Genomic DNA, 14,370 nt, shown 5'->3' on the forward strand with positions numbered 1-14,370 from the left:
TCGCACGTGTGGAGGAGAGGTCAGTTCGCCATGTCCACGAAGCGGCTGTAGTGGCCCTGGAAAGCGACGGTGACATTCGCCGTCGGACCATTCCGGTGCTTCACGAGCATGATGTCCGCCTCGCCGGCTCGCGGCGATTCCTTCTCGTACATGTCCTCGCGGTGAATCATCATGACCATATCCGCATCTTGTTCGATCGAACCCGATTCGCGAAGGTCAGAAAGCATCGGCTTCTTGTCTTGCCGCTGCTCGGAGCCACGGTTGAGCTGGCTCATCGCGATCACCGGAACCTCGAGTTCCTTCGCCAGGAGCTTGAGCGCCCGGGAGAATTCCGACACTTCCTGCTGCCGGCTTTCAACCCTTTTCCCGGACGTCATCAGCTGCAGATAGTCGATGACCACGAGCTTGAGGTCGTTGCGCTGCTTGAGCCGCCGGGCCTTCGCTCGGATCTCCATCATCGTCATGTTCGGCGAGTCGTCGATGTAGAGCGGCGCATCGGCGACCTCGCCCATGCGGCGGGCCAGCTTGGACCAGTCCTCGTCGGACAGCGTGCCGGCGCGCATGTGGTGCAGCGGCACCTTCGCCTCGGCCGAGAGCAGACGCATCGTGATCTCGTGCTTGCTCATCTCCAGCGAGAAGATGCAGGTCGCCTGGTGGCTCTTGATCGCCGCCGAGCGGGCGATGTCGAGGCCCAGCGTCGAGTTGTGCGTCGGGATGAAGCTGCGGCCAGCCAGGAACAGGTGGTCCTCGGCAGCCACCTGGATGCAGCGCACCGGCACGCCGGCGATCGGCTTCACGTCGGTGATGAAACGGACCCGTTGCGGAGAGACCGAGCGGACGCGCGCCTCCTTGTGCAGGAGCTGCTTGCTCTCGACCCGGAAGACGTCGTCGTCGGTGGCGAAGGCCAGCGTGTGACCGGCTTCGGCCGCCTCCGGCAGCTGATGGCCGAGACCGTGAACCAGTTCTCGCACGTCCTGCGCCAGCCGACGGCTGGTGACCATCAGCCGGATGTCACCGGCCGGGCTGACCGTCGCGGAGCTGTCCAGGAGGCCGGCGAGAAGCTCGCGGCGCTGCCGGGCCGACGACCGAAGGTAGGCGGGCGGGATGTGCGGGCACTTGAGCAGACCCAGGGCGCCGAGCTGGGCCGCGACGTCCAGATTCTCGGGCAGCTCCGCCTCGAGGAACGCGGTGATCTCCGGGTCGGAGCTGCGCAATGCCCCATGGCCGAGCCAGATCCCGAGGGCGTAGGGGGACAGCGGCAACTGGACCTCGGGCAGCGTCAGCGGCGCAGTGTTGGCCACCGCGTGATTCGCCCGTGAACCGCTCCGCAGCGAGCCCGCGATCTGCGCCGTCGTCCGGACGGCGCGGTCACCGGCAAGGGTCTCGGTGAGCCACTGGTGCTCGGCGTCGGCAACGATGACCGAGCCGTCGGAGAAGTGCACCTCGTAGCAGGGCCGGTCGGTCAGCACGTCGGTGGCGGCCACGACGGTCGTCGGACAGCCGTCGGAGCCCATGACACGGTCGCCGACCCGGAGCTCGCCCATGGTCGTCCAGCCGGACGGCGTCGCGATGGGGGTGTCGAGGGCCAGCGCCTTGCCCACACCGGGACGGGCCGCGATGACGATCATCTGGCCTGCCTGCAGACCGTTGGTGAGCTCGTCCAGGTCGCGGATGCCGGTGGGGACGCCGCGGCTGACGCCGCCGCGCGAGGCGATGGCGTCGAGCTCGTCCATCGTCGGCTGCAGGATGTCCTCGAGGCGCGAGTAGTCCTCGGACATCCGCTTCTCGGTGACGTCGTAGATCTCCTGCTGGGCGCGGTCGACGATGTCGTCGACGTCGCCCCGGCCGCCGGCCGCGCCATAGCCGAGCTGGACCACGCGAGTGCCGGCCTCGACCAGGCGCCGGAGCACCGCCTGCTCGGCCACGATCGCGGCGTAGTAGCCGGCGTTGGCCGCGGTCGGCGTCGACTGGATCAGCGTGTGCAGGTAGACCGCGCCGCCCATCTTCGACAGCTGGTCGGTCCGGTTGAGCTCGGCGGCCACGGTGATGGCGTCGGCCGGCTCACCGCGGCCGTAGAGGTCGAGGATGCAGTCGAAGATGACCTGGTGGGCCGGCCGGTAGAAGTCGTTGCCGTGCAGGACCTCGACGACGTCGGCGATCGCGTCCTTGCTCAGCAGCATGCCGCCGAGCACCGACTGCTCGGCCGCGACGTCCTGCGGCGGCTGCCGGTCGTACTCGGGCGCCGTCGGTGCGGGCCTGCTGAACTCGTCGGCGACTGCCACGCCGAACCCCTCCATCCACTCACCTGCGCACCCGCGAACAGACCCCGGCCGCCGGCCGGGGTCTGGTGGGGGAAGCACCAGGACGCGATACGCACGACTCGAACGTGTGTTCGGGTCAGTTCTACCGCCGGGCAGCGACAGTTCGCGCGTCCGGCGGAGCGAGGACGACGTTAGGAAGAGCGGACGGACCCGTCCAACACCGATGGGGACGTCGTTCTGCACAACTTGTGGACAAGTCGGTGGATGGACGCTTGTCGACATGTGGATCGCCGCGGGGACACATGCGCGTCGCTGCCCGTATCCCCGCCTGTCACCTGGGCGTATGCCTTGCACGGGCTGTGGACGGGAGAAAGCCGGAAAAACTCCGCGCGTCGTCCCCCGGCGTGTCGCGGATGCCGTCCGTCGGTGCCCATCCGCCCCACTGTCCACAGGCCCCGGCCGCCCACGGATGGGACCGCGAGGACCGCGGAGCGCGGCTGCCGACGCCGTGTCGGGAACGGCGGCCGTACCCCCGTGAACCCGTGGCCGTGGTCGCTGGCCTTCGGCTTCAACCAGGCCGAGCTGGTGGAGGGCGCGAGCCGCGTCCTGGTCCTCTCCGGGCAGGCTGCCACCGCGGCCGACGGTTCCCCGCAGCACATCGGCGACCTGCCCGCCCAGACCGCTCTCGCCGTCGACAACATCGAGACCGTGGTGCGCCAGGCCGGCATGACGCTCGGCAACGTCGTCCGCATCAACGTCTTCACCACCGACGTCGACGCGATGCTGGGCGCCCGAGAGGGCATGACCAAGCGCTTCGAGGCCGCCGGCGGCACGCTCACGAGCACGCTGGTCGGCGTCACCCGGCTCGCCTTCCCCGAGCTGATGGTCGAGATCGAGGCCACGGCCGTCGGCTAGCGGCCCGGAACGCCGCGAGGGGCGCCGGACCGCAGTCCGACGCCCCTCGCGGGCGGTGCTGACTACCTCAGCTGGGGACGACCTCGATGACCAGCTGGGTGGTGACCTCCGGGTGCACCCGCACGGTGACGGTGTGCTGGCCCGTGGTCTTGATGCTGCTGGGCAGCTCGATCCGGCGACGGTCGAGCTCCGGGCCGCCGGCGGCCGAGACGGCAGCGGCGACGTCGGCGGTGGTCACGCGACCGAACAGACGGCCCTCGGCACCGGCCCGCGCAGGCACGCGGACCTTCAGGTTCGCCAGCTGGCCGGCCACGGCCTGGGCCTCCTCGTTCGAGCGCACCTCACGGGCGGCGCGCGCCCGGCGGAGGGAGTCGATCTGCTTCTCGGCGCCCCGGGTGGCCTTGATGGCCAGCCCGCGCGGCAGGAGGTAGTTGCGGCCGTAGCCGCCCTTGACCTCGACGGTGTCGCCGGAGGTCCCGAGACCGGTGACCTCCTGCGTCAGGATCAGCTTCATCGTGCTCATGGTCAGCGCGCCGTGGAGGTGTAGGGCAGCAGGGCCATCTCACGGCTGTTCTTCACGGCCGTGGCGACGTCGCGCTGGTGCTGGCTGCAGTTGCCGCTCACGCGGCGGGCACGGATCTTGCCGCGGTCGGAGATGAACTTCCGCAGCAGGGTCGTGTCCTTGTAGTCGATGTAGGTCGCCTTGTCCTTGCAGAACTGGCAGACCTTCTTCTTGGGCTTGCGAACAGGTGGCTTGGGCACCGGGTTCTCCAGAAAAGGTATGAGGGTCGAAAGGATCAGAAGGGCGGCTCGTCGGTCGGCCCAGCGGGCGTCGACCACGGGTCGCTCGCGCCGCCGCCGCCACCGCCACCACCGCCGAAGCCGCCACCGCCGCCGCCACCGAAGCCGCCGCCACCCTCACCGCGCGAGGCGCGGGTGACCTTGGCCGTGGCGTAGCGCAGCGAGGGGCCGATCTCGTCGACCTCCAGCTCGACGACGGTGCGCTTCTCGCCTTCCTTCGTCTCGAACGAGCGCTGCTTGAGCCGGCCGCTCACGATGACCCGGGAGCCGCGGGTCAGTGACTCCGCGACGTTCTCGGCCGCCTGCCGCCAGACGTTGCAGCGGAGGAACAGCGCCTCGCCGTCCTTCCACTCCTGCGACTGGCGGTCGAAGGTGCGCGGCGTCGAGGCCACGGTGAAGTTGGCGACGGCGGCGCCCGAGGGCGTGAAGCGCAGCTCCGGATCGGCGGTCAGGTTGCCGATCACGGTGATGACGGTCTCGCCGGCCATGGTCAGTGGACCTCGGGCCGCATCAGCTTCGTGCGCAGCACCGACTCGTTCAGGTTGAGCTGCCGGTCGAGCTCGGCCACGGCCGCGGGCTCGGCATCGATGTCGATGACCGCGTAGATGCCCTCGATCTGCTTCCTGATCTCGTAGGCGAGCCGGCGACGGCCCCAGATGTCGACCTTGCCGACCGTTCCGCCGGACTTGGTCACGACGGTCAGGAACCGGTCGAGCGACGGAGCGATCGTCCGCTCCTCGAGCTCGGGGTCGAGTATGACCATCAGTTCGTAATGACGCACGGAGAACCCCACCTCCTCTGGTCTGGGCGGCTGCAGTCGTTCTGCAGCAGGAGGGTCGTACACGCGTCGCGCGCCCCGGCCGGTCACCTGAACCGACGGAACGCGCCGGTACGAGGCTACCAGCGTCGAGGGCAGGGCCGCTCCGCCGGTGGGGACGACGGTCAGCGGGAGCGGTGCGCCGTCCGGGCGGCGCGGTGCGCCTGCTGGGTCCGGACGAGCGCCGCGGTCACCGCCGCCAGCGCGACGACGGCCGCCAGCGCGGGCACGGGCAGGCCGGCGCCCGACGCGGCCCCCGGCGCCGCGACCGCGCTGTCCGCCTCGTCCAGGCCGGAGCCGTCCAGGCCGGCCAGCTGACCGAACACCGGGACGGTGGCCCCGTCGTAGTTCCCGGCCACACCCCCGGCGCCCGCCGCCGAGCCGGTGAACCGGTCCGGCGTGCCGGTGCTCCGGCCGGGCACGTAGAAGCGCGCGGGGTCGAACGCGGCGGCGGCCGCGGTGTCGACCGGCGCCATCTGCGGGGCGCCGCTGCCGGTGTCGTAGGTGTACTGCGTCCCCGGGATGCTCTGCGGGGTCTCACCGGTCGTGCCGCCCTGCGGCACGTCGATCACCCCGCCGGTCGGCGGCTGCGGGGTTCCGTCCGGCCCGCCCACCGGCGCGTCCGGCACACCGGGCACCTGCACGTTCACCTCGGGCGGGTCCGGCAGGTTGGTGCTCGGCAGCGTGGGCAGCGGCACCAGGGTCTCGACGACGTACGGGACGGGCGCCGGCAGCGGGGGCAGGGACGCCGCGACCCCGTCGACCACCTGGTCGACCAGGTTCGCCGCGAGCCCGGCCTGCGGCACGATCCGGTACGTGTAGGTGATCGTGCCCACCGTCGTCGACGGGAAGGTCCACTGCGTGGACCGGCCGAACCACAGGTCCCGCCTCTCCCCGAAGAAGGTGACCGACACGTCCGTGAAGACCGTGGCCGTCACGCCGCCCACGAGGGGCAGCGTCACCCCGGAGTCGTAGGTGGCGACGTGGTTGACGAAGGTGACCGTCCCGCCGCCGTCCACGCTCACCACGGGCGGCGTGAGCGTCTTGATGTCGACCGTGGCGGTCGGTGCCGCGCTCGCGCCTGGCGCGAAGGCCACCGCCGCGACGAGCACGGCCAGCCAGCCGAGCACGAGGACGACGATGCCGCGCCGCGCCGTCCGCCGGATCCGACCGGTTGCCATCTGCTCCGCCCCTCCAGCTGCGCGTCTACCGCCGGGTAACCCCCGTCACGCTGCAGGAACGACTATGTGTGAGCGGGGTTACGGCTAAACCTGCACCCGCCTCGGAACTAGGGTCGGACCCCGTGGCGATTCACCCGATCGGCGTACACGTCGGCCCCGGCCTCACCGACGACAACGAGCTCCTGGACGGCGGCCCGCTCGCCCGGGCGGCCGAGATGGACGCCGAGGGGGTGCAGATCTTCCTGACCGACCCGCAGAGCTACGCCACCCCGAAACCGCGCCCGGACGCCGACGCCCTGAACGCCGCCGACGTCATGGTCGTCGTCCACGCGCCGTACATGCTCAACGTGGCGACGACGAACAACCGGATCCGGATCCCGAGCCGCAAGCTGCTCGCCGCCCACGCGCAGGCCTCCGCCGCGATCGGCGCCGCGGGGATGGTCGTGCACGGCGGCCACGTCCTGGCCAAGGACGACCCGGCGATCGGCGTCGACAACTGGCGCAAGACGTTCAGCCGCCAGGCCGACGACGGCGGCTTCCCCCTGCCGATCCTGCTCGAGAACACCGCCGGTGGCGGCAACGCGATGACCCGCGACCTCGACGCGATTGCCCGCCTGTGGGAGGCCGTCGGCGAGTTCGGCGCCGGCTTCGTGCTCGACACCTGCCACGCCTGGGCCGCCGGCTGGGACCTCGCCACGGCGATCGACGACGTCCGTGCCATCACCGGCCGGATCGACCTGGTGCACCTGAACAACAGCCGCGACCCGCACGGCTCCAGCCGCGACCGGCACGCGCCGCTGGCCGACGGCGAGATCCCGGCCGAGCTGCTCGTCGAGGTCGTCCGGGCGGCCGGTTGCCCGGTGATCCTGGAGACCCCCGGGGACGGGCCAGCGCACGCCGAGGAGATCCAAGCGCTGCGAGCAGCATTGTCGTGACGAGCGGAGGCCGGGGCTCGGCTCAGCCGGGGGACGGCACCTCGCCGCGGTGCGACGCGGAGCGGCGCAGGACCACCCGATCCTCCGCGCCGTCCAGCACGCCGCCCGCAGGATCGTCGACGCCCGGCCACGACCGGCGGACGACGTCCTCGTCGGGCCGCAGGACGTCGCGCACGACCAGGGCCATGAGGACGACGACGGCGACGTCACGGATGCCGACGGCGAGGAAGAACCACTCGACCTTGACGCCCTTGTTGTCGGTGCCGAGGTACCAGAGCAGCCGCGGCACCCAGAGCAGCGCCTCGGTGGCCTGCCACAGCAGCAGTGCCCGCCAGCTCGGCCGCGCGAGCACCGCCAGGGGAAGCAGCCACAGCGAGTACTGCGGGCTCCAGACCTTGTTCAGCAGCAGGAAGCCGGCCACCAGCAGGAAGGCCAGCTGACCGACCCGCGGCCGGACGGGGGCGGCCAGCGTCAGCCAGGCGATGCCCGCGAGGAAGAGCACCAGCGAGCCGGCGACCACCGCGTTGAGCACCGAGGGCGTCTGGCCCTCGGCGAGGGGACCGTCGAAGAGCCGCTGGTCGGTCGCGGCCAGGAGCAGGTTCCACACCGTGTCCGGGTCGGCCGGCCGGCTGCCGTTGAGGGCGAAGAAGCGGGCCCAGTTCTCCGGGGCCAGCACCGCGATGGGCACGTTCACGACCAGCCAGGCGAGGCCGGCGCCGACCGCCGCGCGCAGCCACACCCGCAGCTTCCCGGCCCGCAGGCACAGCAGGAACAGCCCGCCCAGGAGCAGCACCGGGTACAGCTTGGCGGCCACGCCCAGCCCGATCAGGACGCCGGCCAGCGCCGGCCGGGACCGCGCCCAGGCCCACAGCCCCAGCGTGGACAGGGCGATCGCGAAGAGGTCCCAGTTCGTGAACGCGTGCACGAAGAGCACCGGCGACAGCCCGACCATCGCGGCGTCCCACGGCCGGCGTCCGGCGCAGCCCAGGACCGCCCGGGTGGTGAGCAGCGCGCACACCGAGAGCAGCAGGCACGTGGCGATGTAGTAGCTCTCCACCGGGGGCACCAGCGGCAGCAGCCCGAACGAGCGGGCCAGCCCGTCGTAGCCGCCGGCGATGCCCGCGGCCAGCGCCATGAAGCCGCCGGTGAGCACCGGGTACTCGACGGCGGAGTCCAGGTAGGGCACCTGGCCGCTGTCGAGCCCGCGCAGGCCGTACAGCGGGATCGTGTCCGAGTAGCAGAAGTGCGTGTACTGGACGAACCCGGCCCAGTTGCCGCTGGCGCAGGGCGCCTGCTTGAGCCACGCGAGCGCGAGGACCAGCGTGGTGAACAGCAGGCAGACCCGCAGCGGCGTCCAGAACAGCGCCCGGCCGGTGACCGCGTGCCGGCCCCACGGGCCCCCCACCGCCTCGCTGGCCTGGGCCACGACCGGATCCGCCCAGCTCGGCACCACCCGGTCCGGCCAGCCCGGGCCGCCGCCCGGGGCCGCAGACGCCACGGACCCCTCGGCTCGGAAGCCGGAGGGGTCCGTGGGGGTGTCGTCCGTGCGCGGCTGGCTCACGACCTCAGTCTGCCGCGCCGGGGTCAGCCGGTGGCTTGATCCCGGCCCTGGCGCTGGTCCCCGGGCGCGGGGGCGCCGGGAGCGTTGGGCGCGTTGGGGTCGGCGACGCCGGTGTCCGGGTCGGGCTGCTGCTCCCCGGTGTTGTCCTGGTTGCCCGTGCTGTCGGGGACGCCGTCGCCGTTGAAGTCGTCCTGGATGCCGTCGCCGTCCGTGTCGCCGGGGACCGGCGGCTCCTCGGTCGTGTCCGAGGGCGTGGCCTGGGTCGGCGCCGGCGCCGTCGTGGTGGTGGGCGCCGGGGCCTGCGTCGTCGGCGCCGCCTCGGTCGTCGGGGCCGGCACGCCCTCGCCCGTGTCGCCGTCGATGAGCGCCTTGGTGGGCAGCGACTCCTCCGGCGTGCCGTCGAGCGCGGCGTTCATGAACTCCTGCCAGATCGCACCGGGCAGCCCCGAGCCGAAGATGGGCCCCTGCTGCGCGTTCTGGATCGCGGCCTGCCCGTCGCTGCCCATCCAGACCGCGGTCGACAGGGACGGCGTGTAGCCGACCATCCAGGCGTCGGTGTTGTCGACCGTGCTGCCGCCCTTGCCCTGCGTGCCGGTCTTGCTGGCGACCGGGCGACCGCCGTCGAGCGGGCGGTGGGAGTAGTCCGCGACGCCCTTGATGGCGTAGGTGACGTCGTTCGCGACGTCGGCCGGCACCGCCTGCTCACCGGCGTCGCCGGCGTTCTCCAGCATCACGGCGCCCGCGCTGTCGGTCACCCGGGCCACGAAGAACGGCGCGTGGTGGATGCCGCCGTTGGCGAAGGTCCCGAAGCCGACCGCCTGGTCGATCGGGCGCATCTCGTACTCGCCGATGCCGATCGACGAACCGGTCGCGCCGCTCGGCGCGGCGAGGGTCTTGTTGCCCTCCAGGGCGCCGCCGGCCCACTGGTCCGGCAGGCCGGTCGCCCGGAGCGCGACGTCCCGCACGTTGTCCGGGCCGACCTCGTACGCCAGCCCGTAGAACGTCGTGTTCAGCGACCGCGTGATCGCCTCCTTGAGCGTGCAGGCGGGGCAGGACGCGCCGCCGGCGTTGTTCACCGGCGCATCGCGGTCGAGGAACTTCTGGTGGTTGCTGCCGTCGCGCCGGGCGTTGACGCCGATGCCCTGCTCGAGGCCGGTCGCGAGGACGTAGGGCTTCATCGACGAGCCGGGCTGGCGCTGCGCCTGCGCGTAGTCGTTGCCGACGCCGGACGGGCCGCCGTAGTACGCCTTGACCGCGCCGGTGTGCGGGTCGACGGCGACCAGCGCCTCCCGGAGGACCTCGTTCGGCTCGCCGTCCATCACGTCGGCGACGGCGGTCTCGGCCGCGTCCTGCATCCGCGGGTCGACCGTCGTGGTGATCCGCAGGCCGCCGGCCCGGATCTGCTGCTCGCTGTAGCCCTTGCTCTCCAGCTCGGCCACGGCCTGCTGGACGATGAGCCCCGACGGGTCCTCCGGCACGCCGAGCCCCGAGCCGGTCTTCGGCAGGACCTGCGGGTACACCGAGGCGTCCCGGTCGCTCTGCGAGAGCCAGTTCTCGTCGACCATCGCGTCGAGCACCTTGCCCCAGCGGTCCTGCGCGGCCTCGGGGTCGTTCGCCGGGTCGTAGCGCGAGGGGTTGCGGACCATGACGGCGAGGACGGCACCCTGCTCGGCGGTCAGCTCCGAGGCCGAGACGCCGAAGTAGGTGTTCGCCGCCGCCTCGATGCCGTAGGCGCTGCGGCCGAAGTAGATGGTGTTCAGGTAGTTCTCGAGGATCTGGTCCTTCGAGTAGTTGTTGTCCAGCTTGATCGACAGGAACAGCTCCTGGAACTTGCGGCTGAACGTCTGGTCCTGCGTCAGGAAGGCGTTCTTCACGTACTGCTGGGTGATCGTCGAGCCGCCCTGCGTCGCACCGCCGGTCACGTTGTTCCACGCGGCACGCACGATGCCGGTGAAGGAGATGCCCGGGTCGGTGTAGAAGCTGCGGTTCTCGGCGGCCAGGATCGCGTTGCGCGCCGGCTCGGAGACCTGCTCGAGCGTGACGTTGGTCCGGTTCTGGCCCTCGTTGCCGAGGCGGCCCATCTCCGTGGTGCCGTCGGAGTAGTAGACGACCGTCGTCTGCGCGTTCTGGACGGCGTTGATGTCCGGGACCTCGGTGCTGGCGTAGACCACGCCGATGAAGACACCGAAGAGGACGAAGAGCCCCAGCATGGTCGCCAGGGCGATCTTCAGCCTGCGTTGACGGCGCTGCTTCTTCGAGCGCGGCGGCTTGCGCGTGCGCGCGGTCGGGCGGCCACCCGGAGGGCGGCTACCGGGCGGACGGGTGCCGCCGGCTCCGCCGGCCGGGGCGGACCGCGAGGCCGTCGTCCGTCCGCGACCGCCACCGGCGGCCGGTCGGCGAGTGCCCCCGGCGCCACCACCACCCGTGCTGGAACTACGGGCGGACGGCGGCCGGCGCACCGAGCCGGCGCGCGGCGCGACGGGGGAGGTCTCGTCGTGGGAAGGCACGCAGTGGGCCCCTCTCGGACAGTCGTGTATCGGGGACCGGGGTAGGCCCCGGCCGCAAGGGTGTCGTCTTCAGCTGTGGATCACGGGGACAACGCGCAAGAACCGCACGCGTCACGGGACACGTGTGACGGAAGGGTCCGGCGTGACCGGGGCATTCCCCGGTGTGAGCAACTACTCCGTCGCTGCGCGGCGCCGCCTGCGCGGCTGGCGGCCCGGCTCCGGCTCCGCGCCGAGGACGTACGAGCAGGCCAGGTGGTTCCAGCCGCAACCCCGGCACACCTCGACGGTGTAGACGGAGAACTCGTCCTGCATCGCGTCCATCCGGGCCAACTCGGCCTCGGTCTTGGCCTGGCCGGCCGTCGGGCCGAGGTGCTCACCGTAGACGTAGCTCACCAGGGTCACCCGCTCCTTGCGGCACACCGGGCAGGCCGTGTCGGTGGCCTCGCCGTGGTACTTCGCCGCGCGGGAGAGGTAGGGGCTGGCGTCGCAGACCTCGAACAGGCCCGTCCGCCCGGCGTACACGTCCGCGAGGACGGCTCGCCGCTGCAGCGAGTAGTCCACGACGGATCGGCGTCCGGGCACGGCGTCAATGTACGCACCAGCGCTCTGACGCGGCGCTTCGGCGCACGCCGTCGACGCCCGCCCGTTCGGCACCGGTTGTGCTGCTGTTCATCGCCCGATGTATCGTCTCGATACATCGATCCGGACATCGATCCGGCCGGGACGGGAGGCGAGATGCTCGAGTTCGCCATCCTGGGTCTGCTCCAGCAGTCGCCGATGCACGGCTACGAGCTGCGCAAAGAGCTCGCGCAACTGCTCGGCGGGCTGCGCAGCATCTCGTTCGGCTCCCTCTACCCCGCGCTCAAGCGGCTGCACGCGGCGGGCTACATCACCACCGCGGCGCCCGACCGCAAGGCGCTGCTGCCGGCCGACGCCCCGCCGCTCACCGGACGGCGCGGCAAGATCGTCTACACGATCACCGCCGAGGGCAAGGAGCGCTTCCACGAGATGGCCGGCCAGTCCGGCCCGGAGGCGTACGACGACAGCGGGCTGTTCGGCGTCCGCCTGGCGTTCTTCCGCCACACGGCCGCCGATGCCCGGCTGCGGATCCTCGAGGGCCGCCGCCGCACCGTCGAGCAGCAGCGCGAGGGCCTGCACGCCTCGCTGGCCCGCACCCGCGAGCGGCTCGACCGCTACACGCTCGAGCTCCAGCAGCACGGCCTGGACTCGGTGGACCGCGAGGTCCGCTGGCTGTCCGAGCTCATCGACGCCGAACGCCGCAGCGCGAGGCAGGACCGCCCGCCCGACCCGTCCGTGAAACCGCGCGCGGACCCGCCGTCCGATCCGCCCAGCACCACCTGAACTCACCCGTACGCACGTCGCAGGACCGCCTCCGGTCCCTGTCACCGGACCGTCGCGGTCCGAGAAAGAGGAGCAATCCATGGGAAGCGTCAAGGTCGCCATCGTCGGCGTCGGCAACTGCGCCGCGTCGCTCGTGCAGGGCGTCCACTACTACCGGGACGCCGACGAGACGACGTCCGTGCCCGGCCTGATGCACGTGCGCTTCGGCGAGTACCACGTCTCCGACGTGGAGTTCGTCGCGGCGTTCGACGTCGACGCCAAGAAGGTCGGCCAGGACCTGTCGGCCGCGATCGTCGCCAGCGAGAACAACACCATCTCGATCTGCGACGTCCCGCCGCTCGGCGTGACCGTCCAGCGGGGCCACACCTTCGACGGCCTGGGCAAGTACTACCGGGAGACGATCGAGGAGTCCGACGAGCAGCCGGTCGACGTCGCCGCCGCGATCCGCGAGTCCGGCGCCGACGTCCTGGTCTGCTACCTGCCGGTCGGCTCGCAGGAGGCCACCGAGTTCTACGCGCAGTGCGCGCTGGACGCCGGCGTCGCGTTCGTCAACGCGCTGCCGGTCTTCATCGCCGGCACCAAGGAGTGGGCGGACAAGTTCACCGCCGCGGGCCTGCCGATCGTCGGTGACGACATCAAGAGCCAGGTCGGCGCGACGATCACCCACCGGGTGCTCGCCAAGCTGTTCGAGGACCGCGGCGTGCGGCTCGACCGCACGATGCAGCTCAACGTCGGCGGCAACATGGACTTCAAGAACATGCTCGAGCGCGAGCGGCTGGAGTCCAAGAAGATCTCCAAGACCCAGTCGGTGACCTCGCAGGTCGACCGCGACATGGGCGTCGGCAACGTGCACATCGGCCCGTCGGACCACGTGCCGTGGCTCTCGGACCGGAAGTGGGCCTACGTGCGCCTCGAGGGCCGCGCGTTCGGCGACGTCCCGCTGAACCTGGAGTACAAGCTCGAGGTCTGGGACTCCCCGAACTCGGCCGGGATCATCATCGACGCGATCCGCGCGGCGAAGATCGCCAAGGACCGCGGCATCGGTGGCCCGCTGCTGTCGGCGTCGTCCTACTTCATGAAGAGCCCGCCGGAGCAGTACAGCGACAGCGAGGCCCGCGACGCCGTCGAGGCGTTCATCCGGGGTGACCTCGAGCGCTGATCGAAGGACCTCACCTGGGCCCGCTCCCCGTCGGGGGGCGGGCCCGGTGGCGTTCCCGGGGGCTGACAGGTCGGCTGCCTACGCTGGCGGGCATGCCGTCCCGCCGTCGTCCGTTGCTGCTCGCCCTGGGACTGGTGCTGGCCCTGCTGGCCGGCTGCTCGGACAGCTCCGCCGTCGCGCGCAACCCCGGGGACGAGATCACCCGGGACGAGGCGAACGTGCTCGCCGAGCTGCTGCACCAGAACTTCGAGCACGGCGGCGCGGACTTCGTCGAGTCCGCGCCCTACGGCGACGGCGCCGTGCTCACGCTCACCGGCGAGGTGGACTTCGTCCGCTCGATCGGCCGCGCCCAGGCGGTGACCACCTTCGAGGACGGCCGCCCCGACGAGACGCGCACGCTGTTCTTCACGCCGGACGACCTCTGGTTCGGCGACGTCCCCGGCCTCGCCGACGCCCTGGCCTCCCGCGGTCTGCCCGAGGTGGCCTACGTCCGCCGTCCGATGGCGACGTCCGCCGAGGGGACGGCGTCGCTGGTCGACGTCCTGGCGCAGCTGGTGCTCAACCTCTCCGCGCGGGCCGGTGACGACCCGCGGGCGTTCCTCGACGGCCACTACACCTGGCAGGGGCAGCGCTCGATCGACAGCCAGCTGGCGTCGGTGTTCGCGCTCAGCGGCGGCCAGACGGTCGCGGTGTCCTCGTCGGACAAGCTGCTCGTGCAGTACGTGACGCCGCTGCCGGACCAGGACTTCGAGGTCACGATCACGCTCTCCGACCACGGGGACCGGACGATCGACCTGCCGGCCGACGACGAGACGCTGAACGCGGCCGACCAGCCGGAGGTCGCGGCGGAAGTGGGCGTCTGAAGGTCCTG

Annotated in this window: 14 protein-coding genes; 5 read left to right on the forward strand and 9 right to left on the reverse strand. The window is 71.6% G+C overall.

What is annotated here, in order from left to right; genetic code table 11:
- Positions 1–20 precede the first annotated feature (20 nt).
- Positions 21–2,297, reverse strand: coding sequence for a replicative DNA helicase (gene dnaB, locus AB3388_RS27380; RefSeq protein ID WP_495411484.1), 2,277 nt, complete (start codon positions 2,295–2,297; stop codon positions 21–23).
- Between the two features lie 498 nt (positions 2,298–2,795).
- Between dnaB and AB3388_RS27385 the strand changes: the two genes are divergently transcribed.
- A complete protein-coding gene (locus AB3388_RS27385; protein ID WP_495408503.1) occupies positions 2,796–3,176 on the forward strand; it encodes a RidA family protein in 381 nt (126 codons plus the stop codon).
- Positions 3,177–3,243: 67 nt separating this feature from the next.
- Here the strand turns inward: AB3388_RS27385 and rplI are convergent, their stop codons facing one another.
- The 5 genes from rplI to AB3388_RS27410 all read right to left on the reverse strand — a co-directional run bounded on the left by rplI (position 3,244) and on the right by AB3388_RS27410 (position 5,975).
- On the reverse strand, positions 3,244–3,690 hold the full coding sequence (rplI, locus tag AB3388_RS27390) for a 50S ribosomal protein L9 (protein WP_495408504.1): 447 nt from the start codon (positions 3,688–3,690) through the stop codon (positions 3,244–3,246).
- Positions 3,691–3,701: 11 nt separating this feature from the next.
- Positions 3,702–3,938: a 30S ribosomal protein S18 gene (gene rpsR / locus AB3388_RS27395; RefSeq protein ID WP_073422051.1), complete on the reverse strand. Its 237-nt coding sequence runs from the start codon at positions 3,936–3,938 to the stop codon at positions 3,702–3,704.
- A gap of 35 nt (positions 3,939–3,973) precedes the next feature.
- Positions 3,974–4,465: a single-stranded DNA-binding protein gene (locus AB3388_RS27400; protein ID WP_495408505.1), complete on the reverse strand. Its 492-nt coding sequence runs from the start codon at positions 4,463–4,465 to the stop codon at positions 3,974–3,976.
- 2 nt (positions 4,466–4,467) lie between these two features.
- Positions 4,468–4,758, reverse strand: a complete 291-nt coding sequence (gene rpsF / locus AB3388_RS27405) for a 30S ribosomal protein S6 (protein WP_495408506.1) — start codon at positions 4,756–4,758, stop codon at positions 4,468–4,470.
- Between the two features lie 161 nt (positions 4,759–4,919).
- On the reverse strand, positions 4,920–5,975 hold the full coding sequence (locus AB3388_RS27410) for a hypothetical protein (protein WP_495408507.1): 1,056 nt from the start codon (positions 5,973–5,975) through the stop codon (positions 4,920–4,922).
- Between the two features lie 122 nt (positions 5,976–6,097).
- On the opposite strand from AB3388_RS27410, the gene AB3388_RS27415 reads away from it, so the two are divergent.
- Positions 6,098–6,910 carry a deoxyribonuclease IV gene (locus tag AB3388_RS27415; RefSeq protein ID WP_495408508.1) on the forward strand — a complete coding sequence of 271 codons (813 nt, stop codon included), beginning with the start codon at positions 6,098–6,100 and terminating at the stop codon, positions 6,908–6,910.
- A gap of 22 nt (positions 6,911–6,932) precedes the next feature.
- Here the strand turns inward: AB3388_RS27415 and AB3388_RS27420 are convergent, their stop codons facing one another.
- The 3 genes from AB3388_RS27420 to AB3388_RS27430 form a co-directional block, all read right to left on the reverse strand.
- Positions 6,933–8,471, reverse strand: a complete 1,539-nt coding sequence (locus AB3388_RS27420; protein WP_495408509.1) for a glycosyltransferase family 87 protein — start codon at positions 8,469–8,471, stop codon at positions 6,933–6,935.
- A gap of 23 nt (positions 8,472–8,494) precedes the next feature.
- Positions 8,495–10,681, reverse strand: a complete 2,187-nt coding sequence (locus tag AB3388_RS27425) for a transglycosylase domain-containing protein (protein ID WP_495408510.1) — start codon at positions 10,679–10,681, stop codon at positions 8,495–8,497.
- Between the two features lie 468 nt (positions 10,682–11,149).
- Complete coding sequence (locus tag AB3388_RS27430) at positions 11,150–11,560, reverse strand: DUF5318 family protein (RefSeq protein ID WP_495408511.1); 411 nt, start codon at positions 11,558–11,560, stop codon at positions 11,150–11,152.
- Between the two features lie 153 nt (positions 11,561–11,713).
- On the opposite strand from AB3388_RS27430, the gene AB3388_RS27435 reads away from it, so the two are divergent.
- The 3 genes from AB3388_RS27435 to AB3388_RS27445 all read left to right on the forward strand — a co-directional run bounded on the left by AB3388_RS27435 (position 11,714) and on the right by AB3388_RS27445 (position 14,362).
- Positions 11,714–12,340, forward strand: coding sequence for a PadR family transcriptional regulator (locus tag AB3388_RS27435; RefSeq protein ID WP_495408512.1), 627 nt, complete (start codon positions 11,714–11,716; stop codon positions 12,338–12,340).
- Between the two features lie 79 nt (positions 12,341–12,419).
- Positions 12,420–13,499 carry an inositol-3-phosphate synthase gene (locus tag AB3388_RS27440; protein ID WP_495408513.1) on the forward strand — a complete coding sequence of 360 codons (1,080 nt, stop codon included), beginning with the start codon at positions 12,420–12,422 and terminating at the stop codon, positions 13,497–13,499.
- 92 nt (positions 13,500–13,591) lie between these two features.
- Positions 13,592–14,362 carry a hypothetical protein gene (locus tag AB3388_RS27445; RefSeq protein WP_495408514.1) on the forward strand — a complete coding sequence of 257 codons (771 nt, stop codon included), beginning with the start codon at positions 13,592–13,594 and terminating at the stop codon, positions 14,360–14,362.
- Positions 14,363–14,370: the final 8 nt, after the last annotated feature.

The organism is Geodermatophilus sp. SMS 5-13 (assembly GCF_059428245.1).

Coding starts and splice junctions, on each gene's coding strand:
- dnaB (WP_495411484.1), bottom strand. CDS start 2,297: ATGGAGGGGTTCGGCGTGGCAGTCGCCGACGAGTTCAGCAGGCCCGCA.
- rplI (WP_495408504.1), bottom strand. CDS start 3,690: ATGAAGCTGATCCTGACGCAGGAGGTCACCGGTCTCGGGACCTCCGGC.
- AB3388_RS27400 (WP_495408505.1), bottom strand. CDS start 4,465: ATGGCCGGCGAGACCGTCATCACCGTGATCGGCAACCTGACCGCCGAT.
- AB3388_RS27410 (WP_495408507.1), bottom strand. CDS start 5,975: ATGGCAACCGGTCGGATCCGGCGGACGGCGCGGCGCGGCATCGTCGTC.
- AB3388_RS27425 (WP_495408510.1), bottom strand. CDS start 10,681: ATGCTGGGGCTCTTCGTCCTCTTCGGTGTCTTCATCGGCGTGGTCTAC.
- AB3388_RS27435 (WP_495408512.1), top strand. CDS start 11,714: ATGCTCGAGTTCGCCATCCTGGGTCTGCTCCAGCAGTCGCCGATGCAC.
- AB3388_RS27440 (WP_495408513.1), top strand. CDS start 12,420: ATGGGAAGCGTCAAGGTCGCCATCGTCGGCGTCGGCAACTGCGCCGCG.
- AB3388_RS27445 (WP_495408514.1), top strand. CDS start 13,592: ATGCCGTCCCGCCGTCGTCCGTTGCTGCTCGCCCTGGGACTGGTGCTG.